The following is a 26,551-nucleotide window of genomic DNA, read 5'->3' as shown; positions in this document are numbered from 1 at the left end:
TTTAAAATCAACTAGGTTTTGCCCTACTAACCGATAAAACACCAGATATATTCTCTATTTTTCTTATGAGATCATTCATATGCTCTCTACTACTTAATTCAACAGTTATTTTCACATATGCTTGATTATACTTATTACTATTAGCTATAACTGAATGCAATTCTATTTTCTCATTGGATATTAAACTTGTAATATCATTTAATAATGCAGATTTATTAACAGCTTTAATAACTAAATCTACTTGATATGAATCAGATCTCTGATTATTCCATCTTACCTCAATAAACCTATCTTCATTATCTAAACTCTTAAGATTTGGACAATCGGATCTATGAACAGATACACCTCGCCCCCTTGTTATATAACCAATTATATCATCTCCAGGAACTGGATTACAACACTGTGCAACCCTTACTAATATATCATCCATTTCTTTAACCTGAATGCCTTTATCAGGACTTTTCTTTTTAGGAGTTGTAATTAAATCCTGTAATTCATCTTTTTGCTTATATTTATCAGGTAATTGTTTTAGCACCTGTTTTAAAGCTATTTGATCATAACCAATTGCCTCATATAAAGATTCTGGATTATCTCTCCCTAAACTTTTTGCAAGATCTTTTATAATCTTATTTCTCTCTGAATCAGGAATCTCTACTTTTTCTTTATCAAGATAATCAAATAATGTCTTCTTTCCATTTGCAACAATCTGCTCTTTTTGTTGCTGTTTGAACCAGCGTTTTATTTTACTTCTAGCTCTTGAGGTTTTTACAAAGTTTAACCAATCCCTTGTTGGTCCTGTACTGCTATTTGAAGTTAATATTTCAACAAAATCACCGTTATCTAACTTATATTCTAAAGGAACTATTTTGCCATTCACTTTAGCTCCTACACAATTATGACCTACTTCTGTATGAATGTTATATGCAAAATCAACAGGAGTACCTCCTCTTGGAAGTGAAACAACATCACCCTGAGGAGTAAAAACAAATACTTCATCCTCAAATAAATCAATCTTTAATGTCTCAATAAATTCATGAGGTTCCTGTAGATCTTTTTGCCATTCTAGCAGCTGTCTTAACCAGGATAGTTTTTCTTCAAACTCTTCATTGTCATTATCCCCTTCTTTATACCTCCAGTGAGCTGCAATACCGTATTCTGCTGTTCTATGCATCTCAGGAGTCCTAATCTGAACCTCCAGGGGATCTCCTTTCGGCCCAATTACTGTTGTATGAAGTGATTGATACATATTTGATTTAGGCATTGCAATATAATCTTTAAATCTGCCTGGCATAGGTTTCCATAAGTCATGAATAACACCTAAAACTTCATAACATTCCCTTACTGAATTAACTATCACTCTGATAGCAGTGAGATCATATACTTCACTAAAGTCAACTTCTTTCCTTTCCATCTTTTGATAAATACTGTATAGATGTTTCGGTCTTCCATAAATTTCAGCATCTATTTCCTGTTCAGATAATTTATCATTTATATGAGAAATTGCTTTCTTAATTTCCTGTTCTCTTTGTTTTCTATTTGCAGCAACTTTTCTTGAAATTTCATAATACATATCAGGTTTTAAATATCTAAAACTCAAATCCTCAAGCTCCCACTTGATTCTAGACATACCAAGTCTATGAGCTAAAGGGGCATAAATTTCAAGAGTTTCTTCAGCTTTTTCAACCTGTTTATACTTCTTCATATAGCCTAATGTTCTCATATTATGAAGTCTATCAGCTAATTTAATCAAAACAACTCGAATATCATCAGCCATAGCCAGGAACATTTTACGTAAACTTTCTGCCTGCTGTTCTTCTTTAGTTTTAAATTCTAACTTAGTAAGTTTAGTTACCCCATCTACTAAAAGTGCAACCTCTTCACTAAATTCTTTAACAATATACTCTCTTTTAATCTCAGTATCCTCTAAAACATCATGCAAAAGAGCTCCTATAATAGTCGTCAAATCTAACTCAAGCTCAGATAAAATATAAGCAACCCCAAGAGGATGTTCATAGTAAGGTTCTCCAGAAACACGGTATTGACCCTTGTGAGCAGAATGACAAAGTTCGAAAGCCTTTTCCAATCTATTAATATCTGGATCTTCCATATAAGTATTTATTTTTTTGATTATCTTTTTAAGATCCATAAAAATTCTCCTATTTTAAAAAAACCGATTTAATCACTGATTAATGAGTAAATATCATACCCCTTTAATTCAGCTCTACCTTCTAATGCTAATAATTCTAATAAGAAGCCAATCCCTACAACTTCACCTTCAAGTTTTTCTATTAGATTAATAGCTGCTCTAGTAGTTCCACCAGTAGCTAATAAATCATCAATTAATAATATTTTATCACCTGGTTTTACTGCATCTTTATGAATTTCAATAGTATTAGTACCATATTCTAATTCATATTCAGCTGAAATAACCTCAGCAGGTAATTTCCCAGGCTTTCTAATAGGAATAAACCCTTTATTTAATCTCATTGCTATCTGAGGCCCAAACAAAAAACCTCTGGCTTCGATAGCAGCAACATAATCTATTTCAAAATCAGAATAATATTCAACCATCTTGTCAATAACATAATTATAAGTTTCAGGGTTATGCAGAATAGGAGTAATATCCTTAAACAAAATCCCCTCTTTAGGAAAATCTGGTATCTCCCTGATAAACTCCTCAATATTCATTATAAATCCTCCTTTAATTAATTTTCAACATTAATATTATATACCATTATAAACAATAAGTCCAATTATATAATTAGCCACAGCTCAAATATTCTCCTATTAAAAAAACTCTGATATTCTATATCAGAGTTAGAATCTACCTGATCTTAAAATAGAAATCACAAGCCATATTCCCATTATGCCTGCCATAGAATAACCAATAAATCCTAAAATCGGAACCCCCCTAAAAAGAGGTTCAATTTCAGATTGAATTATCATTGAAGAACCAATAATAAGAGCTGAGATAATCATGCTAATAGAAATACGATTAGATGCAAAATCAATCTCTTTTATAAGTTTATCTAAATTCATATGTTTAAAATTAATTGATAACCTATCATCTTTAATCATTTTCATTATCTCTGAAATATCTGAAGGATAACCTTTTATATCATTTATAAACCTCCAGAGCTTTAAAGATGCTCTCTTAAAAACATTATTAGGTTTCAATCTATCATAAATCAGGTCCTGAATAAAATCATTACCAATTTCAACTATATTAAACTCAGGATCAAGGGTTGCGCCAACACCTTCATTTAAGCTTAAAGCTCTAAACAATAAGAAAAACTCCTGTGGAAGCCTTATATGATGCTTAAATACAATCTTTTGTAAATCTTCAAATAATAATTTAAAATTTATATCTTCTAGTTTCCTATTATAATAATTATAAATAAATTCTTCTATATCTAATTTAAACTTTCTGGTATTTAAATCAGACGGCATATCTCCAATTTCTAAAATTGTATCAGTAATTATTTCTACATTTCTTCTTAATAATGCTGCAAAAAGCAAAGAAAATAAATCTCTGTCCTCACTTGATATCTGACCCATCATACCAAAATCAATATAGGCTATTTTATTCCCATCAATAATAAAAATATTACCTGGATGAGGATCAGCATGGAAAAACCCATGGATCATCACCTGTCTTAAAAATGAATGGGCTCCAACCCTGGAAAGTTTTTTATTTTCAATATTTTCATATGATTCAATTTCACTTAATTTTTCACCCTGTATCTCTTCCATTATTAATACCCTTTTAGTTGAATATTTTTCATATACTCTTGGGCTTATTATTGAATCATTATCTGCAAAATTTGCCTGAAACCTTTTTATATTAGCTAATTCCTGTTTAAAATTCAATTCTTTTTTCAAACTTTCTTTGAATTCTTCAACTAAGCCAACTGGATCAATAAACTCAGGTAATATATTTCTTTCAACAGCCAATTCAGCAAGGTCCGTAATTATTTCTAAATCAACATTAATTTTTTCCTGGATATATGGCCTTTGTACCTTAACCATAACCGGATTGCCATTACTTAAAATAGCTCTGTGAGTCTGAGCTATAGAAGCGCCTGCTGAAGCCTCCTCCTCAAAAGTTTCAAAGACATTTTCCTGGTAATCATCGCCTAACTCATCTTTTAAAAGCATATCTATCTTTTCAAAACTCACAGGAGGTACTTTATCCTGGAGCTTTTTAAACTCTAATATATATTCAGGAGGAAAAATATCAGGCCTGGTACTCAAAATTTGGCCCAACTTTACATAAGTTGGGCCTAATTCTTGAAATACCTGCCTTAATCTAACAGGTAGACTAATATCATCTGGTGTCTCACTAATTTCAAATCTTTTTTTAAGTGGGACAAATTTCTTCAAGTCAAATCTATCCAGAATAAATCCAAGGCCATTTTTTACAAACACCTGGCTTATCTGTCTATACCTTTGAAGATGCTTATATTTTTTTCTGATATTTAAAGCCATATTATTATCCCACTTTATATTTCTGTCTTATTTTGAGATGCTCCATTTTCTATATTACTTAATTTACCTTCAATGCGAGCAACCCGTTCTTTTAATTTATCAAACTCATCAACTCTAACAACACCTAAATCATCTAGTTTTTCATCAAAGATATCTTCCAATTTATCTTTCTGCTCATCGCCTTTTTCTTGCCAGCGTTCTACCAGTTCCTTACCCTGTTTCTTAGTAAGTTCTCCTTCTTCAACTAAAGATTGAACTAGCTCTTCTAACTTATTAACTGTTAAATCAAGGGAACCAATACCACGATAAAATAATTCTTCTAATTTACCCATTTAAAATCCCCCTAAAGTTTTTATTTTGCAGTTTCAACTTTAGCCTGCCAGCTAACCAAAATAGGACTGGCGACAAATATAGATGAATAGGTTCCGACTGCCATACCAACAAAAAGAGCTAACATAAATGTCTGTATCGCTGCTCCACCAAAGAGATAAATTGCCAGAATAGCAACTAAAGTAGTCATGGAGGTGTTTATTGACCTTGGCAAAGTATCAACAACTGCTCTATTTGCAAGTTCTGTAAATGAACTCCTTTTATGGATCTTCATATTTTCTCTTATTCTATCAAAAATTACAATAGTATCATTTATTGAATAACCAATTATAGTTAATAAAGCTGCAATAAATGCTGTATTTATCTCCCTACCAAGTAATGCAAAAACCCCAATTGTAAAGACCACATCATGGGCTAAAGTCATTAAAGCAGTAATTGCAAATTTAAACTCAAATCTAAAACTAATATAAATTACAATTGCTATTGCAGCAACTAATAAAGCTAATAATGCTTGCATTCTTAATTCTTCACCTATAACAGCTCCAATAGATTCACTTCTCAATAAATCAGTGCCTTCAAAGTTTGCTGCCATAGCATCGTTAACTTCTTGAATCTCTTCCTGACTTAGTTCAGATGATCTAATAATAACGCCATATTCTTCTGCATCTCCACTGTCCTGAAGTTGAGCTTCAGTAGCTATATTAATTTCCTGTAATACTCCTCTTACCTGTTCAGTATCTACTGCTTCAGTAAAGGAGTATTCAATTATACTTCCACCCTGAAAGTCAATACCTAAATTCAAGCCACTTATGACTAAAAATAAAAGTGCTAATACCATAAATGCACCTGATATAGTAAACCATAACTTTCTTTTTGACATTAAATCAAGATTTTCAGTAAACTTCATTCGAAATTACCCCTCCCTAACACCAAATGAACTTGCAGACTGTAACAAATTAGTTCCAGAACTCAAGTCAATAAGCGTTTTTGTTACAAAAAATGCATTGAACATACTTAAAACAATACCAATAATCAATGTTACAGCAAATCCTCTAATTGCTCCACTGGTAAAGTAAGCTAAAATAGAGGCAGTAATTAAAGTAGTTACATTAGCATCAACTATTGTCATATAAGCCCTCTTGAATCCAGCATCAATAGCTGCTCTCAATGTCTTTCCACTCTTTCTCTCATCTTTTATTCTTTCAAAGATTATAATATTTGCATCTACTGCCATACCAATTGATAATATTAGTCCAGCAATTCCAGGTAAAGTTAACACTGCCTGTAACCCTGATAGAGTTCCCATAAATAAAACACCATAAATAATTAAAGAAGCAGCTGCAATAATACCTGGGAATTTATAATAAAATGCGATATAAGCTGCAACTAAAAGTAAGCCCAATAAACCTGCTCTAATACTCTGTTGAATAGCAATAGCTCCAAGAGTAGGACCAACTGTTCTACTTTCAATTACTTCAACAGGAACAGGTAATGCACCTTCACGAATCAATATTGCATGTTCCTGAGCTTCTTCAACACTGTCATAACCAGTAATCTGACCAGAATCTCTAATTACAGCCTGGATAGTTGGGTTAGTTAATTGTTCTTCATCTAAATAAACTCCCATCTGTTGTCCCATATGCTGTCTGGTTATATTCTCAAATTCCCTGGCACCTTCTCTGTTCAAACTAAAAGTAACAACAGGTCTTCCATATTCATCGTGGCTAGCTCTAGCATCACTTATATTCTCACCTGACATAACAGTTTCTCCATCTATTCTAAAAGTCAGCATAGCTGTTCTACCAATTGTAGATATTGCTTCTGATGGATTATCAACTGCAGGCAATTCTACAATAATTCTATCACTGCCCTCTCTCTGAATTACAGGTTCAGATAATCCTATCTGGTTAACCCTTCTTTCAATAACACTTAAAATACCTGTCATAACTTCATTATCAATATCTCTATCTTCAGTCGGCTGAGCCTGTAATACTATATGAGAACCACCTTCCAAATCAAGGCCTAAGTTTATCCCATAAAAACCATATAGGCCGACAGCCAATGCAATAATTAAAAATATAAATCCTATCTTAAATCTTCGTTTTTGCTTGTACCTCATATTCATCCTCCCAACAACAAATAATTAATTTTAATTGTTATCAATATTATAATCTTCATGCTGAATTAGTCTCATCTCTGTTACAGGCCAAAAGACCCAGGAAGCCTTGCCATGAATGGAATCTTCATCAACATAACCTACTAGAGACTCAAACCTGCTATCTGCACTATGATTTCTATTATCACCTAAAACAAAATAACTATCCTCAGGAACTTCAAATGGTCCTGAGCTTCCAATTTCACGCATTGGCTCTTTAATATAATCTTCTTCAACTGGCTCTCCATTAATATATAATGTTTCTTCTCTAATATATATCCTATCTCCAGGTAGCCCTAGAACTCTTTTAATATACCTTTTATCTTCTGCTCCTTGAGGAGTAAAAACAACTATTTCTCCTCTTTCAGGGCTTCTAAAGCGATATATCAGTTTATTAGCAATTAATCTCTCGCCATTTTGTAATGTTTCTTCCATTGAACTCCCTTCAACTACAAAGGACTGAGCAACAAATGTTATTATCAAAAAAGCTAAAACGCCTGCTATTACTAGAGATTGTATAAATTCTTTAATATCACTACTATCCACAAAAATTACCTCCATCCAGGCTTATTAAAGACTTACTCAATTTTAGTTATCATCATTTTCTTCATCGTCTTCACTCTTATCAATATGACTAATTGAAGATTTCAGTAAATCAATATCTACATTAGATGAAACTCTTAACCTAACAATATTATCTTTAATTTTAACAATCTTTCCTTTAATTCCTCCAGCGGTAACTATCTTATCACCTACCTGAAGATTGCTTAACATATCCTGATGCTCTTTTTGCTGCTTCTTCTGCGGCCTAATCAAGAAAAACCAAAAGACTCCAAAAATCAAGATCCACGGTACTAAAGATAAAATAAGTTCCATTAAAAAAACTCCTCCTTATATTCTTTGTTAATTCTCTAACCATCTTTTTTTATATTCAACAAAAGTCTTGATAATCCTTCATTTTATTGAAGATTAATTACATACAGTCTGGTTAATCTAAATAATTACTATAAAACTTATCAGCAAAATCACTAAAATAATCACCATTAATACTTTTCCGAATTTTAGCCATCAGATCAAGTAAGAAGAATATATTATGATAACTGGTTAAAATAACTCCTAAAATTTCATTCCTATTTAGAAGATGCCTGATGTATGCTTTGCTATAATTTCTGCAAACATAACAATTACATTCTGGATCCGGAGAACTAAAATCTTCACTAAATGAAGCATTCCTAATAGTAATTCTTCCCTGTGAGGTATAAATACTCCCATGCCTAGCAATCCTTGTTGGCATAACACAATCAAACATATCAATACCTCTCCTAACGCCTTCAATTAAATCTTCAGGTGTTCCAACTCCCATCAAATATCTTGGTTTTGACTCTGGTAACTCAGGAACAGTAACTTCCAGCATTTTATGCATTAGTTCTGTTTCTTCACCAACACTTAAACCACCGATAGCATAACCAGGAAAACCCAGTTTAATAGTTTCTCTTGCACTAATCTTCCTTAATTCAGGATAAGTTCCACCTTGAACTATACCAAACAACTGCTGATCCTTAACACCAACCATCTCTTCTTTACATCTTTCTGCCCACCTTAATGTTCTTTCCAGAGACTCTTTAACATAATTCTTATCTGCTGGATATGGTGCACACTCATCAAAGGCCATTATAATATCTGCACCTAAATCTTTTTGAATCTGGATTGATTTTTCTGGTGAAATAAAATGTTTAGAGCCATCTAGATGTGATTGAAAATATACACCTTCTTCTTTGATCTCATTTAAATCAGAAAGACTAAAAACCTGAAAGCCACCACTATCAGTTAAAATCAATCTATCCCAATTCATGAAATCATGAAGACCACCTGCATTGGCGATCAATTCTGAACCAGGTCTTAAATAGAGATGATAGGTATTAGCAAGAATAATACTTGCACCACATGCTTTTAAATCTTCAGGTCTTAATGCTTTAACAGTTGCCTGGGTACCAACTGGCATAAAAATTGGTGTATCAATCTTTTTCCCATCTATATCTATTAGCCCTTCTCTAGCCAGTGAATTACTATCTTTATTTTTTATTTCAAAATCTAATGTCATATTATCTTCTCCAATTTCTAAATAATAATCATCGCATCTCCAAAACTATAAAACCTATAGTTATTTTCAATTGCATAATTATATGCATCTAAAACTTCTTCTTTACCAATTAGAGCCGCAACTAACATAATTAAAGTAGATTCTGGAAGATGAAAATTAGTTAAAAGCCCATCAATAATTTTAAAATCATATCCAGGATAAATAAATATATCAGTCCAGGCTTTTGCCCCTACTCTATTCATTATTGAAGAAGCAGCAGATTCCAGAGCCCTTACAGATGTCGTCCCTACTGAAATTACTCTTCCACCATTCTTTTTCGTATTCATTATATCATTAGCAGTCTCTTTGTCAATTTCATAGTATTCCTCATGCATATCATGCTCTTCTACATCATCGACTTTCACAGGTCTAAATGTCCCCAATCCTACATGAAGAGTTAAATAACTTAAATCAACACCATAATCTTCAAGTTCTTTAAGAATCTCTTCAGTAAAATGTAAACCAGCAGTTGGTGCTGCAGCAGACCCTTCTTTATCAGAATCAGCATAAACTGTTTGATATCTATCAGGATTTTCAGGCTTCTTTTTAATATATGGCGGCAAAGGCATTTCTCCTAATTGATTTAACTTAGCCTGCAGATTTCCTGATGGCTTAAATTCTAAAACTCTGCCACCAAAATCAGTATACTCTAAAGCTTCAGCTACCAATTCATCATCAAATCTTATTTTTGTACCAATTTTCACTCTACGTCCTGGCTTAACTAATGCCTCCCAGCGATCTGGACCAAGCTCATTTAATAATAATATTTCTATCTCTATTCCAGAAATTTCTTTTTCACCATATAATCTTGCTGGAATAACTTTACTATTATTAAAAACTAATCTATCTCCAGGTCTGAGGTATTTTTTTAGTTGGTAAAATTTAAGATCATCAACTATATCACCAGATCTATTTAAAACCAGGAGATTAGAATGATCTCTCTGGTCAGCAGGTTCCTGTGCTATCAATTCTTCAGGTAAATCATAATTGAAATCAGATGTTCTCATTAACATACCTCCAAACAGAACTAGTCAAACAAAGTCTTCTCATCATCACCTTCATTAATATTTAAATGTTTATAGGCTAATTTCGTGGCTTTTCTTCCCCGGGGTGTCCTTTCTAAAAACCCTAACTGTAATAAATAAGGTTCGTAAACATCTTCAATTGTTTCAGTTTCTTCACTAATCGCTGCAGCAATAGTTTTTAAACCGACAGGACCACCACCAAATTTATTAATAATAGATTTTAATAATCTATAATCAAGCCTATCCAAACCTAATTCATCTATTTCTAATAATTTAAGTGCTTTACTGACTACATCAGGGGTAATAACTCCATCTGCTTTCACCTCTGCATAATCTCTAACTCTACGCAATAATCGATTAGCAATCCTCGGAGTTCCCCTGGAACGACAGGCTATTTCTTCTGAACCATCTTCAGAAATTTCAACTCCTAAAATCCTGGCTGATCTCTGAACAATCTGGCTTAACTCTTTATTATCATAAAACTCTAATCTATTTATAACACCAAATCTATCTCTTAAAGGAGATGAAAGCTGTCCAGCTCTTGTTGTTGCACCAACCAAAGTAAATTCTGGCAAATCAAGCCTTACAGATCTTGCAGAAGGGCCTTTACCAATCATAATATCCAGGCCATAATCTTCCATAGCTGGATATAAAACTTCTTCAACCATTCTATTCAACCTGTGAATTTCATCTATAAAAAGAATATCTTTTCCAGTCAAATTAGTTAAAATACTGGCCAGATCGCCAGGCCTTTCAATAGCCGGTCCACTGGTAGTATGAATATTAACATTCAACTCATTAGCAATAATATTAGCCAGTGTTGTCTTTCCAAGACCAGGAGGTCCATATAACATTACATGATCTAAAGCCTCTCCCCTTTGTCTGGCAGCCTGGATAAATATTTTTAATTTTTCTTTAACTTTTTTCTGCCCGACATAATACTTTAATTGTTTAGGTCTTAAAGTCTTATCAAAATCATCATCCTGCTTTTCTTCAGGAGTAACAACTCTTTCCTGATCCATAATATCCTACTCCTTGCCAAGATAATTTAATACTTGCATAATCCGATCTTCCAGGTCTCCTGCTAATTCATTACTTAACTCATTTACTGCATTATTAATTTCATTATCTTGATAACCAAGATTATTTAAAGCAGAATAAAGTTCATCATCATGGGCTAAAGTTTTTGAACCAGATTGACTACCGGCCACAAGCAAAATATCATCCAGTTTATCCTTTAATTCTAAAATTAATCTCTGCCCACTTTTTGGTCCAATCCCATTTACCTGCTTTAGAACATTTATATTTTCATTAACTACTGCCTGGGCAAATTTTTCTGGAGAAAGGGTCGATATTATACTCAATGCAACTTTCGGACCTATTCCGGAAACTGATAATAGCTTAATAAATAGTTCCTTGCTTTCCCTTTCTTTAAAACCAAATAATTCTAAAGCATCTTCCCTTACATAAGTATATATATATAACTCACAATCGTCACCACTTTGATAATAACTGAAAGCAGATGGTAAGTTAACCTGATAGCCAACTCCATTAACAGATACTATTAATTCCTCTGTTTTAGCTTCAACAACTTTACCATTTAAATATCCAATCAAATTTGGTCACCCCATCTTTTATTAAAGCCATAATTATGTCCATGGCAAATAGCTACTGCCAGCGCATCTGCAGCATCATCAGGCTCAGGAATTGACTCTAAATTTAATAAAGCTTTAACCATATGCTGTACTTGATGTTTGCTGGCTCTACCATAGCCAACAACTGCCTGTTTAACCTGCAATGGGGTGTACTCAGACACGTCTATACCAGCATCTGCACCTGCCAGCAAAATCACTCCTCTTGCCTGGCCAACCCTGATTGCTGTTTTCACATTCTTATTAAAAAATAGCTCTTCAACAGCCATACAGGCTGGCTGATTTTTTTCTATTAATTCTTGCAACTTATTATAAATTATTTTTAGTCGACTAACATCTGACATTTCAGCCTCTGTCTTAATCACATCATAATTAATCAACTTAAAAGAATTATTATTTTTTTCTATAAAGGCATAGCCTAAAGTAGCCAGGCCTGGATCTACCCCCATTATCTTCAAAAGAACACCCCCGACAATAAAATCAAAAGACACTGAAAAATCAGTGTCTTGAAAATTAAAGAATCATAAGATTACTCTTCATTTTCTATCTCCTCAAGAACTGATTCAGGGATATTAAAATTAGCATATATCTCCTGAACATCATCATGCTCTTCTAATTCATCCATCAAATTAAGGATTTTTTTTGCTCCTGATTTATCAAGGTCTACAGTATTATTTGGAAGCATAACTATATCTGAATCTTTAAATTCAAAGTTATTTTCCTCTAATTCTTCTTTAACAGACATGAATTCTTTAGGGTCCGTTAAAATTCTGATAATTTCACCTTCAAGCTTAACATCTTCAGCCCCTGCCTCTAAAGCTTCCAATAAAACTTCATCTTCATCAAAACTATTATTTGAATTATCCAACACTAACTGCCCTTTTCTATCAAACATCCAGGCAACGCAACCTGATTCACCCAGATTTCCCCCATTCTCAGAAAGTATATGTCTGATTTCAGAAGCCGCACGATTTCTATTATCTGTAGTTATCTCCAGATAAAGAGCTACACCTTCAGGACCATAACCTTCATAATCAAAACTCTCATAATCAACACCCTCTAATTCACCTGTACCTCTTTTTATAGCCCTTTCAATATTTTCATTGGGCATATTATTATCTCTTGCTTTATCAATAACCATTCTAAGTTCAGCATTCATTTCAGGATCGCCGCCACCTTCACGGGCAGCCACTGCTATTCTCTTGCTTAACTTAGAAAACAATTTTGCTCTTCTTCTATCCTCTTTCTGCTTTTTATGCTTTATATTGGCCCATTTAGAATGACCAGCCATAACAATCCCTCCTACATACATACTGCATATAATTTTAACATAAAACAAACATATTTTCAATCAAATAAACCCATGGCCAGGCCATGGGAATGAAATACTGGTAAGTTGGCCTGTAAGCCGGGTTCTGTCTTAAATGGTCATCTATCTGCAGCTATAGTTACCTATAGCCGTCAAGCGTCCTTACCCGGAGGAAAAGCGGGCAGCTTTATTTCCTCTCTATTTGGACTTACTCCAGGTGGGGTTTACCTAGCAGTCCAGTCACCTGAACTCTGGTGAGCTTTTACCTCACCTTTTCACCCTTACTGTTAAAAACAGCGGTATCTTTTCTGTGGCACTTGCCTGGGAGTCACCTCCACTGGGTATTACCCAGCACCCTGCCCTGTGGAGCCCGGACTTTCCTCAGTTTCATTCAAAACTGCGACCATCCGGCCAACTTACCAAAATATATTTTATTTTTTAGCCTTATTAATTATAGCACCAATTCTTATTAATATCAAGTAGTATATAAGTTCCAGATTGAGCTTTGACCTTCTAATTCTATTATATCAGGTTTCTTCGCTCTAGAATACTCCACTTCAGTTAAATAATTTTTGATTAACTCAGGAAAAACTTTTTCAGTACCATAATGTCCTGCATTTATTAAAGCAACTCCTGATTCAAGAGCAGATTGGGCCTCATGGTATTTAATATCCCCTGTAACCAGCACATCTGCACCCTGTCTGGAAGCAGCTTTAATAAAATCAGCACCACTTCCGCAGGCTATAGCAACTTTTTCGATTTCTTTATCTTTATTTCCTGCTACCTGGGAATAATCTAAATTCAATTTATTATTTGCAAATCTAGCAAATTCAGATAAACTCATAACATTATTTAAAAAACCTATCCTGGCAGGAAAATACTCGCCCTGCAACTGCTCAGGTTGAAAGAGATCAAAAACCGGTTCCTCATAAGGATGCATCTCAAAATAGGTTGATATTAAATTATCTAAATCCCTTTCATCTACAACAATCTCCAGCCTGTATTCTTTAACTTCCGATCTTTCACCATGAACTCCCTCAGCTGGATTGCTCCCTTTTAAGGGCCTGAATGATCCATTTCCTTTAAATGAAAAACTTACCTGATCATAATTCCCAAACTTTCCAGCTCCAGCATCAAATAGAGCAGTTCTAACTTTTTCAAAGTCTGACTCCGGTATATAACCAACAAATTTTTTAAAAGGTAAATTATTACTCAAATTTTCTACATTATCAAGTTCAAGCAAATTAGATAGATAGTCATTTAACCCATTCTCAGCATGGTCAATATTTGTATGAGCAGCAATTATACTCAACTCAGATTGAATAGCCTTAGTAATTATTTTGCCAGTGGTATTACCTGTATGCACATTTTTTATCCCTTTAAAGATTAAAGGATGATGAACTATTAATAATTGACAACCGGTTTCAATTGCTTCATCTACAATCTCTTCTGTGGCGTCTAAGGCAACACCTATCTTATCAACTGGCCAATCTGGATTACCAACCTGGATTCCAATATTATCCCAATCTTCAGCTAAAAAAGATGGAGCTAACTTATTAATCTTCCCAGCTATTTCACTAACAGTAATCATAATTTACCCCCTTAAATATAATAAAACCCTGTTCCAGTAAAGAACAAGGTTATTAATTACATGGTGGGCCCACCAGGACTCGAACCTGGGACTAATCGGTTATGAGCCGATTGCTCTGACCAACTGAGCTATGGGCCCTATTAAATTTCTCTCAGCACATGTTACATTATAGAATAAAAACTTTAATTCGTCAAGGGTTAATCCAAATAATCTTTTAATTTTTTGCTTCTGGTAGGATGGCGGAGCTTTCTTAAGGCTTTTGACTCTATCTGCCTTATTCTCTCCCTGGTGACTCCAAATTCCTTCCCGACTTCTTCCAGGGTACGGGGTCTGCCATCTTCAATTCCAAATCTTAACTCTAGAACTCTTTTCTCCCTATCAGTTAATGAATCTAAAACCTGGTCAATCTGTTCTTTTAAAAGAGAGTAAGAAGCTGCTTTGGCCGGAGCAGGGGCATCTTCATCTTCAATGAAATCCCCTAAATTGCTATCTTCCTCTTCACCAATTGGAGTTTCAAGGGATACAGGTTCCTGGGAAATCTTCATGATCTCTCTTACTTTATCAGGACTTAAGTCCATTTCTTCACCGATCTCTTCCGGGGTAGGCTCTCTTCCTAATTCCTGAAGAAGTTGCCTGGAAACCCTGATTAACTTATTAATCGTTTCTACCATATGCACAGGAATCCTAATAGTTCTGGCCTGATCAGCAATAGCTCTTGTTATTGCCTGCCTTATCCACCAGGTAGCATAGGTACTAAATTTATAGCCTTTAGTATAATCAAATTTCTCAACAGCTTTCATCAGGCCCATGTTACCTTCCTGAATTAGATCTAAAAATAATAATCCTCTGCCCACATATTTTTTTGCTATACTAACAACTAACCTTAAATTAGCTTCTATTAGTTCCTGCCTGGCTGTTTCATCGCCTTCTTCAATCCTTTTAGCAATACTTACCTCTTCCTCAGCTGTTAAAAGATCAACTTTCCCTATTTCTTTTAAATACATTCTAACAGGATCATCAATTCCCACACCCTGGGGAATTGATAAATCTAAATTTTCATCATCCTCAGGCTCATCTTCGCCTTCTTCAATAACATCTATATCCATTTCATTAAAGATATCATAGACCTGTTCTATATCCTCAGAATCAAGTTCAACATCTTCTAAAGCATCCATGATCTCTTTATATGTCAATTTTCCTTCTTTTTTTCCATAGTTAATCAACTTTTTAACTTCTTTAATCTTACCGGGACTTGCATAATCATCTGACATTATACGTCCCTCCTTTCTAATCTTAATAACCTTTTATAATATAATAATAAATCATTTATATAATTGCGATCATTAGAATTCCTTAATTCATGTAAAATATTACTTATCTCATCCTCTATATTACCGGTTATTACTTCTTTAATCAAATTTTTAAAGCCATTTTTTGATGGAAGTCTATCTTTAGCTAGAAAATATCTGGCTAAATTATCTCTTTTCTCCTCAGGTAGAACAGAAATAACCTCAGTAGCAGTAATCTCAATATCTTCCCAGAGTTGTCTGGCAATTTCAGCTGTATCATCAGAAAAATAAGCTGGGTTAAGTTTATCAATACCTAACTCCCGGTATTCCTGGTCCTGTAACATATAAGCCAAAACCTGCCATTCAGAATCATTAATATCTTGATCAGTCTTCTTTTTTTCTTCTCTATTTTTCTGCTTCCACCGTTTCGATTTCTTTTTCTCTTTCTTAACTTTCTGCATCTTGTTTTTTATTTCTTCATAGCCAATCTCAGTCTTTTCAGCCAGCACCTTTGCATAAGCATCCTGGGTCAGCTCATCTTTGATAGTAGCGAGAAAATCTACACCAGCCTGAGCTGCTTTTAACCTGCTATTAGCTGATTGGTCCTGATATTTTTCCATTATTAAATCAATTCTATACTCAATTAAGTCAGGAGCTTTAGATTCCAGCTCAATGAAAGCATCACTGCCTTTATTTTTAATGTAATCATCAGGATCAAGGTCCTGGGGTAACTCAATAATTGCTACATCAAGCCCTGCCTGACGCAAAATTTCCAGGCCTCTCAAAGTAGCCTTATCACCAGCAGTATCAGCATCATAGGCTATATATACTTTATCACAATATCTTTTTAATAAATTTGCCTGTTCCCTGGTTAAAGCTGTTCCTAAAGAGGCAACAAAATTCGTTAGTCCAAACTTATGGGCAGTCAAAACATCAGTATAACCTTCAACGATAACAGCTTCATTTTTATCCTGAATCCCCTCTTTTGAAATATTAAGACCATACAGTAATTTTTTCTTAGAAAAAACAGGGCTTTCAGGTGAATTCAAATATTTAGGAAAATCTTCTGGGTCTATAACTCTTCCTCCAAAACCAATAACTTCTGATCTTACATTATAAATTGGAAAGATAACTCTATCTCTAAAACGATCATAATAGCTATTATTTTTCCCAGCTACAACCAGACCGGATTTTATTAAAACTTCCTGATTAAAACCTTTATCAGACAGAAAATTATATAGCCCCCTCCAGCTATCCGGGGCATATCCTAAATTAAATTTTTTAATATCTTCTTCATTAAATCCTCGATCATTAAGATATTCTTTAGCTTTACTGGCAATATCATTGTTTAAAAGTAAATAATTATAAAATTTTGAGGCTAAATTATTAGCAGAAAAGATAGCCTCTCTTAGCTTCATCTTTTCTTTATCAATCCCGCCCTTAATATCAACTTCTATGCCTGCCCTTTCAGCAAGAGTTAAGACTGATTCCTGAAAAGACAAATTATCGATTTCCTGAATAAAATTTATTGAATCTCCTCCAGCCCCACAACCAAAGCAATAATAAAACTGCTTATTAGGATTAACAGTAAAGGAAGGAGTATTTTCCTGGTGAAATGGACATAGAGCAACATAATTTTTACCTGAACTGCTCAGGTCTACATACTCCCCGATTAATTCAACAATATCTATCTCTGCCTTTATTTGATTAATTATATCTCTTGATATAGAAGCCATAATTATCAATCCTATATTATATTTCGTTATAGTTAAATAAAATCCTGCATGTTCCTAAAAGAAAGAAGATGATGGAATAAAAAGCTCCCTTCCCTGATTTATCGCATACCGATCAGTCATGCCTGCAATATAGTCTATTACAGCCTGTTCTTTACCTTCATCATCGATCCGCTCATAAAACTCTGAAGGCATAGCTTCAGGTTTCTCATAATAATGAAAATATAACCTCTCTAGAAGTTTCTGAGCTTTTTCTTCCTCCACCTTAGCTTCAGAACCTATATATACATTATTAAAGAGAAAATCTCTTAATTTATTTGTAACCTTATCCACCTCATCAGACATTTTAATAATATCACTTTTAGAACTTGTAGATATTATATCTTTTACCATAATATCAATTCTATCAGATTGCCTTTTACCCAACACCTCAATGCAGCTATAAGGTATATCCTCCAGGCAAATAATATCTGCTCTCATAGCATCATCAAGATCATGATTGATATAAGCAATTCTATCAGCAATTTTTACTATCTGCCCCTCCAGAGTTTCAGGCAACTTTTCTCCTGTATGATTTAAAATACCATCCCTGACCTCATAACTCAAATTCAAACCGAACTTATTTCCATTTCGACTCTCTAACTTATCAACAACCCTTAAACTCTGGTAATTATGCTGAAATCCTTTGTCTGAAAGTCTATTTAGAACCTCCTCACCAGCATGGCCAAAAGGAGTATGGCCAAGATCATGGGCCAGAGCAATAGCTTCAGTCAAATCCTCATTCAATCCTAAAGAGCGGGCAATAGTTCTTGAAATTTGGGATACCTCAAGGGTATGAGTCAGTCTTGTTCTAAAATGATCTCCCAAGGGTGAAATAAAAACCTGGGTTTTATGCTTTAAACGCCTGAAAGCTTTTGAATGAATAATCCTATCTCTATCCTGTTGAAATATCATTCGATATTTGCATAATTCTTCAGGATTTCTTCTGCCTTTGCTTTCAGAGCTAAACTGGGCTCCAGGTGATAACTTATCCATCTCAATTTTCTCGAGCTTTTCACGGCTAAACATATTAAAAATATTCCTGAACTTCATTTGCCGATTCTTCAATCGACTTATTAGTTACATTAATTACCGGGCAACCAATCTTTTTCATTATCTGATCAGCATAATCAAGTTCCTCATTTATTCTTTTTATTGAGGCATATTGACTATCCTGACTCAAACCTAGAGCTTTTAATCTCTCCAGCCTTATCTCATTTAATAAGAGGGGGTCAATAGTCAGGCCAATAACTTTATTTTCAGGGTTTTCATACAATAATTTAGGCACGTCTACCTCTGGCACCAGTGGGATATTTGCTGCTTTATGACCCCGATATGATAGATATATACATAGAGGAGTTTTGGATGTTCTGGATACTCCAATTAAAACAACATCAGCAAGTTCAATCCCCTTTTTATCATTTCTATCATCATATTTTACTGTAAATTCCATTGCTTCAACCCTTTTAAAATAATTCTGATCTAGCTGATGTCTGATCCCAGGCTGCAAAACCGGCTTGGAATTAAGGAGATTTTCCATCTTCTCCATAATTGGACCCATAACATCAATCATAATTATATCTCTTTCTCTACCAAATGTATAAAACTCTTTTCTAAGCTCAGGATTAATCAGGGTATATACTATCATGGCATCTTTATCAGCAGCTTTTAAAACAATATTCTTTAACTCTCTCACAGTCTTAACATGAGAAAATTTTACTGTTTCAATTCGATCAGTGTCAAACTGACTGGCAGCAGCATCAACAACACTATTAGCTGTTTCCCCTAAAGAATCAGAAACTACATATACAGTTTTTTTATCACCCATGGACTATGCCTCCCTAATTTTCATCTAAAGCTATCTCATTTATATCCATAACTGGTTCAATTAAACTGGCAACTCTTTCTAATAAGCCAATTCTATTTTTTCTGACTTCCTCATCATCTACCATTACAACAATGTTGTCAAGGAAATTATCAACCATATCTTTTAAAGCTGCAATCTCTTCTAAAGCCTGATAATAATCGTCATTATTAAAGTAAGCCTCTATCTTATCATTAATCTTAACATACTCATCATAAAGAACTTTTTCTTCAGATTCTTTAATCAGATCAGAGTTAATCTCATCTAAACCTTCTGCCTGAGCAGCCAGGTTTCCACATCTCTGTAAGCCATATAATAACTTAACAAAACGGTCATAATCTTTATTTCTAAATTTCATTATAGCAGCAAGCCTATTTTTAAGATCTTGAAGATCATAAAAATCAACTGCTAATGCCGCATCTAATACATCATATCTAATTCCATTTTCAGAGAAATAATTTTCAACTCTCTGTTTAAAGAAACCAAAAACTTTTTCTTCAGTCTTAGTATCTATTTCAAGAAGATCACCAACAATTCCAACTATGCTATTCAGCTTAAGAGCAATCCTACCATCAAGAATTATTCTTATAATCCCGGTAGCCTTTCTTCTAAGTGCAAAGGGATCCTGGCTGCCAGTTGGAATATTGCCTAAATAAAAATTACTTACAATATCATCGATCTTATCAGAGATACTAAGCAGTCTGGCCTCTATACTTTCTGGCAGGCTATCATCGGCCCCAGCCGGTTTATAATGCTGGCCTATAGCCCTGGCAACCTCGCTGGTTTCACCGGCTTCAGCAGCATATTTAGCACCCATTATTCCTTGCAAAGATGCAAACTCTCTAACCATACTTGTAGCAAGATCAAATTTAGCCAGTTTTGCAGCTCTAATTAAATTATCTCGATCATTTCCAGTTAAATTAACCAGGCCTGCAACCTGGCCTGCTATCTTTTTTAATCTATCAACTTTATCAGCTAAAGAGCCAAGCTCCTCCTGATAAACTATTTCATTTAACCTTTCATTGAAATAGTCAAGCTCTTTAGATATATCATCATTGTAAAAGAAAACAGCATCTGAGAGTCTAGCCCTTATAACCTTCTCATTTCCATCTATAACATTTTCAATTTTTTCTGAATCTCCATTTCTAACTCCAATAAATGCTGAATGTAAGTTTTCCTCTTTAATAACAGGAAAATATCTCTGATGTTCTATCATTGATGTCGTCAATACCTCTTCAGGCAACTCTAAATATTCATCCTTAAAGCTCCCTTTAAAAGCTGTTGGATACTCAACAAGATTAACCACTTCTTCTAATAATCCCTCTGACCTATAAATCTCTTCATTTTCAGCCAGGATATTATCTATCTGCTTTAAAATTAATTCTTCCCGCTTATCCTGATCAACTATTACTGACTCATCTTTTAGTCTCTCAAAATAATCTCCTGCTTTAGCTATTTTAAATTCAGCCTCTCCTAAAAACCTGTGGCCGTTACTAAATCTATTAGATTTTAAACCAGCTAACTCAAATTCAATAACCTGTTCCCCTAATAAAGCCATAATCCAGCGGATAGGCCTGATAAAACGATACTCATTATCCCCCCAGCGCATCTTCTGAGGCTGTGGCAACTTATCAACAATATCAGGGATAATTCTTCCTAAAACCTCAGCAGTCGGCTCACCTTCTATAACTTTTTCAGCATATAAATAGCCATCCCTTTCGACTAAATCATCAACTTCCATTTGTTGTCCCCTGGCAAAACCCTGGCCAGCTTTAGTAGGATTACCATCGTCATCAAATGCTATTTCAACTGATGGCCCTCTAACGACCTCTTCTCTATCAGCCTGTTTATCTGATAAGCCCTGACCAAAGAGAACAAGCCTTCTTGGAGTTGAATAAGTTTTAAGGCTATCGTATTCTATTAATTCCTCTTTAAAACTTTCCCTGGCCAATCTCAGTAAATTATTTCTTAAATTAACTACCATTTTAGCCGGGATTTCCTCAGTCCCTAATTCAAATACAAATTTATTGCTCATTACCTGAATCCTCCTTTTCTTCCTGAACTTCCAGATATACCCTGGCTGTCCTTTGTGCTAAATTTCTTACCCGCTTAATATATTTAGTTCTCTCTGTAACACTAATAGCACCTCGGGCATCAAGTATATTAAAGATATGAGAAGATTTCAAAGTATAATCATAAGCAGGCAGGGCCAGATTATCATTTAATGCTTCCTCTGCTTCAGCTTCAAAATCATCAAATAATCTATGAAGGCGAGCTACATCTGCCACCTCAAAATTATATTTAGATTGTTCATATTCATTCCGGTAATAAATATCACCATAGGTTACTCCCTCAACCCAGGTAAGGTCATAAACATTCTCAACCTCCTGGAGATACATAGCAATTCTTTCAAGGCCATAGGTAAGCTCAACAGTAACAGGCCTGGCATCTAAACCGCCAACCTGCTGGAAATATGTAAATTGAGTAATTTCCATACCATCAAGCCAGACTTCCCAGCCAAGCCCCCAGGATCCTAGAGTTGGAGCCTCCCAGTTATCCTCAACAAAGCGAATATCATGTTCAAGGGGATCAATACCTAATTCTCTTAAACTATCAAGATAAAGATCCTGAATATTTTCAGGTGAAGGCTTCATAATAACCTGAAATTGAAAATGTCTCTGAACCCGGTTAGGATTATCGCCATATCTACCATCCTGTGGCCTTCTTGAAGGCTGAACATAGGCTGAATCCCAGGGTTTTTCTCCTAGAGCTCTTAAAAAGGTGCCTGGACACATTGTTCCAGCTCCTACCTCAACATCATAGGGTTGCTCAATAACACATCCCTGTTCACCCCAGTATTGACTTAACTTCTGAATAATATCCTGAAATAACATAAAACCATCTCCTTGGTTATAACATTTTAATTAAATCAAAAATACCTCACCCCGTAAGGGACGAGGTACTTCTATCTATAAAGATCCAGCATACTTAATGCTTTAAAATCTAAATCCAGATGATACTTAATAAAATCCAGCAATAATTTATTTAACTTATTAAAAGAATTATCAGCTATTGCAGGAAATTTATCAGCACCAAAACCTTTTGCTTTCGACCTGAGCAAAAATTTAACCTGATTTTTATTCAAACTCACTGAATGCTCACTATTTAAACTGGCTGGATTACATTTATTACAAAAAAACCGGCCTTCATCTATCAAAAAATAATAATCCTTATTGCCAGACAGAGCCTGGCAGTTATCACAGTCAGCTAATTGCAAGGGATAACCTAATAAAGAAAGGGCTGCAGTATTAAATATCACCATTAGCTTTTTAAATTGAATATCCCTCTCAATACCTTCCAGTTTTATCAGACTGAGAATAAGATGATTGAAGTACAAAGGGTTCTTCTCAGCAGTACCAGTCAGATAATAGAACTCCAAAATATAATTTCCATAAGAAAGCTTATTATAATCGTTTTTAACACCTGGAAAATTATATTTTGATTCAACATCAATTATCTTCCCTAATCCTTCGCCCTGGAAATAAGTCAAATTAAGCCAGTTAAACGATTGAACCAGGCCCAGATAAGAACTTTTAAAGGATTTGCCTCCACTAAAGGCCAGCCTTAAAAGACCGGCATCTTTAGTATAAAAGGTCACTAACTGATCCTTTTCCCCTAAATCTGAGCGTTTTAAAACGACTGCTTCAGTAACCTTTTCAGCCACTTTTAATCTAGTCTACTTCATCAGTAACTATTGCAACACCAGAGCTAGCACCAATTCTGTTAGCGCCGGCATCAAGCATGGCCAGGGCATCTTCAAAATTCTTAATACCACCGGATGCTTTTACACCAACATCTCTACCAACTGTTTTTCGCATAACACTAACTGCTTCAACAGTAGCATTACCAGGTCCAAAACCAGTTGAAGTTTTAACAAAATCTGCACCTGCATCCTTTGCAATCTCACAGGCCTTGACTATTTCATCTTCCTCCAGGTAACAGGTCTCTATTATTACCTTAACAATGATATCTGAAGTAATCCCTGCAGTATTTGTCGAATCAACGACTGATTTAATATCTGATTTAACCAGATCAAATGCCTTGGACTTAAAGGCACTTAAATTCATGACCATATCAATTTCCTGAGCACCATTTTTAATAGCATTCCTGGTCTCAAAAGCCTTGGTCTCAGTAGTATTTGCCCCTAGAGGAAAACCAACGACTGTCGTTACCTTAACTGAACTATCCTTTAGTAATTTATTGGCATAGGGCACAAAAATAGGATGAACACAGACTGTTGCAAATTCATGCTCCAGAGCTTCCTCACATAATTTCTTTATATCCTCCACCTTGCCAGTAGGATTTAAAAAGGTATGATCGATCATTTTTGCCATATCTTTAGGTTTAATTGCCATTTTTAAATTCACTCCTTAACTAAAATATAAATAATCTTACTAAAACTCTTTTAGTGACATCTATTTTTATATTCTCGATTAAAAATCATACTCCTGCTTATTTTTCATCTTTATACCCAAATCTTTTTAACCATTGATCATTTTTTCGCCATTTTTTCCTCTCTTTTACCCAGAGATCAAGGAAAACCTGACTGCCCTGTAATTTTTCAATCTCTTCCCTGGCTTTTTGACCAATTTTCTTTAACATCTTTCCATTTTTACCGATAATAATCCCTTTATGGCTCGATCTTTCAACAAAGATATTGGCCCTTACATATATCATACCATCATCCCGCTCTTTAATCTCTTCAATCATTACAGCAGTCCCATAGGGAATCTCATCCCGTAATAAATGAAAAATCTGTTCCCTGATTAATTCTGCAACTAAATCTCTCTCTAATTGATCAGTAAACATATCTTCAGGATAATACTTTGGACCCTCAGGCAACTTTTCAACCAGTATCCTCTCAAGATTGTCAAGCCCTTTCCCCTGAGTTGCCGAAATAGCAATAGGCTCAAGGCCTGTCTTCTCTTTATAGGTCTTTAATCTCTTTACAAGCTTTTTATTACTAACCTTATCAGCCTTATTGGCAACAAGAATTACCTCTGTACCAGTATCCTTAATCTGATCAAAGATAAATTGATCACCTTTGCCAAAACCAGTTGTGCTATCAACAACAAAAAAGATCAAATCTATATTCTTTAAGCTACTATAAATCTGATCAAGCATATATTCATCAAGTTTATTCTTAACTTTATGAACACCTGGAGTATCAACAAAAACAGCCTGAAAATCATCGGTAGTTAAAATAGCCCTTATCTTCTGTCTGGTCGTTTGAGGCCGGGCAGATACAATCGCTGCCTTCTCACCAATCAATCTATTTACCAGTGTCGACTTACCGACATTAGGCCTGCCAACAACAGTTATAAAACCTGATTTAAAAGCCATTATCTATCCATATCCTTTGAGGTGAAAAAACCTGGCAAAAGTTCTGCCGCAGTCGTAAATTCCTTATCTTCAGCCAGATTATATAGATGAATATCCATCTCTGGAGAAAACTCATTCATAACCTGACGGCAGGCCCCGCAGGGAGAAACAGGCCCAGGTGTATCACCAACAATTGCCATAGCCTTAAACTCAGTCTCTCCAGCAGAGACTGCTTTAAAGATAGCAGTCCTTTCAGCACAGTTAGTCAGGCCAAAAGAAGCATTTTCAATATTACAACCAGTATAAATATTACCGCCCACCGTCAAAAGGGCTGCTCCAACTGGAAATTCTGAATAGGGAACATATGCCTTCTCCCTTGCCTCTCTGGCCTTCTTTTTTAGCTTTTCTATAATCTCTTTATCCATATCTATCTAACCTCCATACATTTACCTATAAAAACCTAATTATATTCAACCCTGGCAGAAATCGGCATTATCTGAATCCAGGTTCTACCTGAATCTATCAGGACCTCCTGGCCATCATCATCTAAAAGGGTTATCCGGCCATCATTTCTTGTCCAACTAATTTCCTGCTTGCCTCCATTATTAAATAAATAACCTTTACCGCCAGAATCAAGATCTACAGATAATCTGCCAACATCATCAATCACATTTGTATCTGCATGCAAAACAACAATATTATCAGCAGTTAACTGCTGGCCTGATTCAACTTTATGGGGCTCGTTATTTATATACCTGGCATAACTATTTTCTGACTGATCATATCTGTAACTGACCAGATAATTACCCCAGTAAAAAAGATCAACTTTTTCAATTTTTTCAGCTTTAGCTACAGTTGGATTATCCCTTTTAGAGAAATTAAATTTATAAACTGACAGATCCTGCTGCCAGTCAAGGCCACCAAGATAATCCTTGATTTTATCATTTCCGGTAAAAAGGTTATGGGGCATTCTCCTGTCGCTGCAACGCCAGTAATACTGGCTCCGGCTAATCTCATCTAAACTTATAACATCATCAGAAGATATCCTGGCATATCCGCCTTCGCTGGCACCTGCATGGAGTAAAAGAGCTCCATGTTCAGCAGATAAAACCCCCATATAATCTCTAACACTTCTAATCGGGCCAACCTTCTCCGGTAAATCTCTGTAATAAACAGGTAAAAACCTGGTAATCCCACCTTCAGAGAGAACCTCATAAACAAAGTCAGCCTCTTCAAGTCCTGCCTGAGGCCTGGATCTTGGATGATTCTCAACAACTGCCATTACCGGCATTTTTATAGACTGCCTATCGCCTAAGCGATAATAATCTGGCAGTGTAAACTTATCATCAACAGCCAGCCCAAAGTTTCTCTCATAAAAACTGAAAAAGTCATGATAACCTAATTCATAAAAAACCTGATACATCTCATCAGCAACTCGATCAGTCTCTGCAAGAAAAACACAGCCTGCAGGTAAAATTAAACTTATTGCTATAATCAATATAAAAGCTAAATATTTTCTATAATTCAAACCCTTCAACCCCATATCTAAATAAT

The 26,551-nt window shown here is 34.8% G+C and carries 26 protein-coding genes, 1 tRNA gene and 1 other RNA gene; all 28 read right to left on the bottom strand.

What is annotated here, in order from left to right:
- Positions 1-7: 7 nt before the first annotated feature.
- The gene (locus I0Q91_RS03100) at positions 8-2,146 is read right to left on the bottom strand and encodes a RelA/SpoT family protein (protein ID WP_270452798.1); all 2,139 of its coding nucleotides are present in this window, start codon (positions 2,144-2,146) and stop codon (positions 8-10) included.
- Between the two features lie 29 nt (positions 2,147-2,175).
- On the bottom strand, positions 2,176-2,688 hold the full coding sequence (locus I0Q91_RS03095; protein ID WP_270452797.1) for an adenine phosphoribosyltransferase: 513 nt from the start codon (positions 2,686-2,688) through the stop codon (positions 2,176-2,178).
- A 129-nt stretch (positions 2,689-2,817) separates the two neighbouring features.
- Positions 2,818-4,488, bottom strand: coding sequence for an ABC1 kinase family protein (locus I0Q91_RS03090; protein WP_270452796.1), 1,671 nt, complete (start codon positions 4,486-4,488; stop codon positions 2,818-2,820).
- 14 nt (positions 4,489-4,502) lie between these two features.
- Positions 4,503-4,820 carry a phasin family protein gene (locus I0Q91_RS03085; RefSeq protein WP_270452795.1) on the bottom strand — a complete coding sequence of 106 codons (318 nt, stop codon included), beginning with the start codon at positions 4,818-4,820 and terminating at the stop codon, positions 4,503-4,505.
- Between the two features lie 20 nt (positions 4,821-4,840).
- Positions 4,841-5,725 (bottom strand): protein translocase subunit SecF, encoded by an 885-nt coding sequence (gene secF / locus I0Q91_RS03080; protein ID WP_270452794.1) that lies wholly within the window; start codon positions 5,723-5,725, stop codon positions 4,841-4,843.
- 6 nt (positions 5,726-5,731) lie between these two features.
- A complete protein-coding gene (gene secD, locus I0Q91_RS03075) occupies positions 5,732-6,937 on the bottom strand; it encodes a protein translocase subunit SecD (protein ID WP_270452792.1) in 1,206 nt (401 codons plus the stop codon).
- Between the two features lie 30 nt (positions 6,938-6,967).
- The gene (lepB, locus tag I0Q91_RS03070) at positions 6,968-7,534 is read right to left on the bottom strand and encodes a signal peptidase I (RefSeq protein ID WP_427854491.1); all 567 of its coding nucleotides are present in this window, start codon (positions 7,532-7,534) and stop codon (positions 6,968-6,970) included.
- Between the two features lie 27 nt (positions 7,535-7,561).
- On the bottom strand, positions 7,562-7,849 hold the full coding sequence (gene yajC / locus I0Q91_RS03065) for a preprotein translocase subunit YajC (protein WP_270452789.1): 288 nt from the start codon (positions 7,847-7,849) through the stop codon (positions 7,562-7,564).
- Between the two features lie 112 nt (positions 7,850-7,961).
- On the bottom strand, positions 7,962-9,074 hold the full coding sequence (tgt, locus tag I0Q91_RS03060) for a tRNA guanosine(34) transglycosylase Tgt (RefSeq protein WP_270452788.1): 1,113 nt from the start codon (positions 9,072-9,074) through the stop codon (positions 7,962-7,964).
- 17 nt (positions 9,075-9,091) lie between these two features.
- On the bottom strand, positions 9,092-10,120 hold the full coding sequence (gene queA, locus I0Q91_RS03055) for a tRNA preQ1(34) S-adenosylmethionine ribosyltransferase-isomerase QueA (protein WP_270452787.1): 1,029 nt from the start codon (positions 10,118-10,120) through the stop codon (positions 9,092-9,094).
- A 20-nt stretch (positions 10,121-10,140) separates the two neighbouring features.
- Positions 10,141-11,160, bottom strand: coding sequence for a Holliday junction branch migration DNA helicase RuvB (gene ruvB / locus I0Q91_RS03050; RefSeq protein ID WP_270452786.1), 1,020 nt, complete (start codon positions 11,158-11,160; stop codon positions 10,141-10,143).
- A gap of 6 nt (positions 11,161-11,166) precedes the next feature.
- Positions 11,167-11,754: a Holliday junction branch migration protein RuvA gene (gene ruvA / locus I0Q91_RS03045; protein ID WP_270452785.1), complete on the bottom strand. Its 588-nt coding sequence runs from the start codon at positions 11,752-11,754 to the stop codon at positions 11,167-11,169.
- Complete coding sequence (gene ruvC, locus I0Q91_RS03040; protein WP_345790924.1) at positions 11,751-12,248, bottom strand: crossover junction endodeoxyribonuclease RuvC; 498 nt, start codon at positions 12,246-12,248, stop codon at positions 11,751-11,753. Before ruvC ends, ruvA begins: the two co-directional genes overlap by 4 nt.
- Before the next feature lie 71 nt (positions 12,249-12,319).
- The gene (locus tag I0Q91_RS03035; protein WP_270452784.1) at positions 12,320-13,081 is read right to left on the bottom strand and encodes a YebC/PmpR family DNA-binding transcriptional regulator; all 762 of its coding nucleotides are present in this window, start codon (positions 13,079-13,081) and stop codon (positions 12,320-12,322) included.
- Between the two features lie 97 nt (positions 13,082-13,178).
- An RNA gene (gene rnpB / locus I0Q91_RS03030) (RNase P RNA component class A) lies at positions 13,179-13,518 on the bottom strand.
- A gap of 56 nt (positions 13,519-13,574) precedes the next feature.
- Positions 13,575-14,690, bottom strand: coding sequence for a Nif3-like dinuclear metal center hexameric protein (locus tag I0Q91_RS03025; protein WP_270452783.1), 1,116 nt, complete (start codon positions 14,688-14,690; stop codon positions 13,575-13,577).
- 61 nt (positions 14,691-14,751) lie between these two features.
- Positions 14,752-14,828 (bottom strand) — tRNA-Ile (locus I0Q91_RS03020).
- A 59-nt stretch (positions 14,829-14,887) separates the two neighbouring features.
- Complete coding sequence (rpoD, locus tag I0Q91_RS03015) at positions 14,888-15,961, bottom strand: RNA polymerase sigma factor RpoD (RefSeq protein WP_270452782.1); 1,074 nt, start codon at positions 15,959-15,961, stop codon at positions 14,888-14,890.
- Positions 15,961-17,715, bottom strand: a complete 1,755-nt coding sequence (dnaG, locus tag I0Q91_RS03010) for a DNA primase (protein ID WP_270452780.1) — start codon at positions 17,713-17,715, stop codon at positions 15,961-15,963. Before dnaG ends, rpoD begins: the two co-directional genes overlap by 1 nt.
- 54 nt (positions 17,716-17,769) lie before the next feature.
- Entirely contained in the window at positions 17,770-18,780 is a 1,011-nt protein-coding gene (locus tag I0Q91_RS03005) for a deoxyguanosinetriphosphate triphosphohydrolase (RefSeq protein WP_345790931.1), read from the bottom strand.
- A gap of 1 nt (position 18,781) precedes the next feature.
- Positions 18,782-19,579, bottom strand: a complete 798-nt coding sequence (locus tag I0Q91_RS03000; protein WP_270452777.1) for a pyruvate, water dikinase regulatory protein — start codon at positions 19,577-19,579, stop codon at positions 18,782-18,784.
- Positions 19,580-19,592: 13 nt separating this feature from the next.
- Positions 19,593-21,650, bottom strand: a complete 2,058-nt coding sequence (gene glyS, locus I0Q91_RS02995; protein WP_270452776.1) for a glycine--tRNA ligase subunit beta — start codon at positions 21,648-21,650, stop codon at positions 19,593-19,595.
- Complete coding sequence (gene glyQ, locus I0Q91_RS02990; protein ID WP_270452775.1) at positions 21,640-22,509, bottom strand: glycine--tRNA ligase subunit alpha; 870 nt, start codon at positions 22,507-22,509, stop codon at positions 21,640-21,642. Before glyQ ends, glyS begins: the two co-directional genes overlap by 11 nt.
- Positions 22,510-22,580: 71 nt before the next feature.
- On the bottom strand, positions 22,581-23,339 hold the full coding sequence (gene recO, locus I0Q91_RS02985; RefSeq protein ID WP_270452774.1) for a DNA repair protein RecO: 759 nt from the start codon (positions 23,337-23,339) through the stop codon (positions 22,581-22,583).
- Positions 23,340-23,346: 7 nt separating this feature from the next.
- Positions 23,347-24,030, bottom strand: coding sequence for a deoxyribose-phosphate aldolase (gene deoC / locus I0Q91_RS02980; RefSeq protein ID WP_270452773.1), 684 nt, complete (start codon positions 24,028-24,030; stop codon positions 23,347-23,349).
- A gap of 97 nt (positions 24,031-24,127) precedes the next feature.
- Positions 24,128-25,018 (bottom strand): GTPase Era, encoded by an 891-nt coding sequence (gene era / locus I0Q91_RS02975; protein WP_270452772.1) that lies wholly within the window; start codon positions 25,016-25,018, stop codon positions 24,128-24,130.
- Positions 25,018-25,422, bottom strand: a complete 405-nt coding sequence (locus I0Q91_RS02970; protein WP_270452771.1) for a cytidine deaminase — start codon at positions 25,420-25,422, stop codon at positions 25,018-25,020. The genes era and I0Q91_RS02970 overlap by 1 nt, the downstream gene beginning before the upstream one ends.
- Positions 25,423-25,457: 35 nt before the next feature.
- Positions 25,458-26,525: a DUF3048 domain-containing protein gene (locus I0Q91_RS02965; RefSeq protein WP_270452770.1), complete on the bottom strand. Its 1,068-nt coding sequence runs from the start codon at positions 26,523-26,525 to the stop codon at positions 25,458-25,460.
- Between the last annotated feature and the right edge of the window lie 26 nt (positions 26,526-26,551).

The sequence above is a fragment of the Halonatronomonas betaini genome (assembly GCF_015666175.1).
GTDB classification, from domain to species: Bacteria; Bacillota; Halanaerobiia; order Halanaerobiales; family Halarsenatibacteraceae; genus Halonatronomonas; species Halonatronomonas betaini.
Note: the sequence above shows the minus strand (reverse complement) of the source record. Positions and strands in the feature narration are given on the sequence as shown.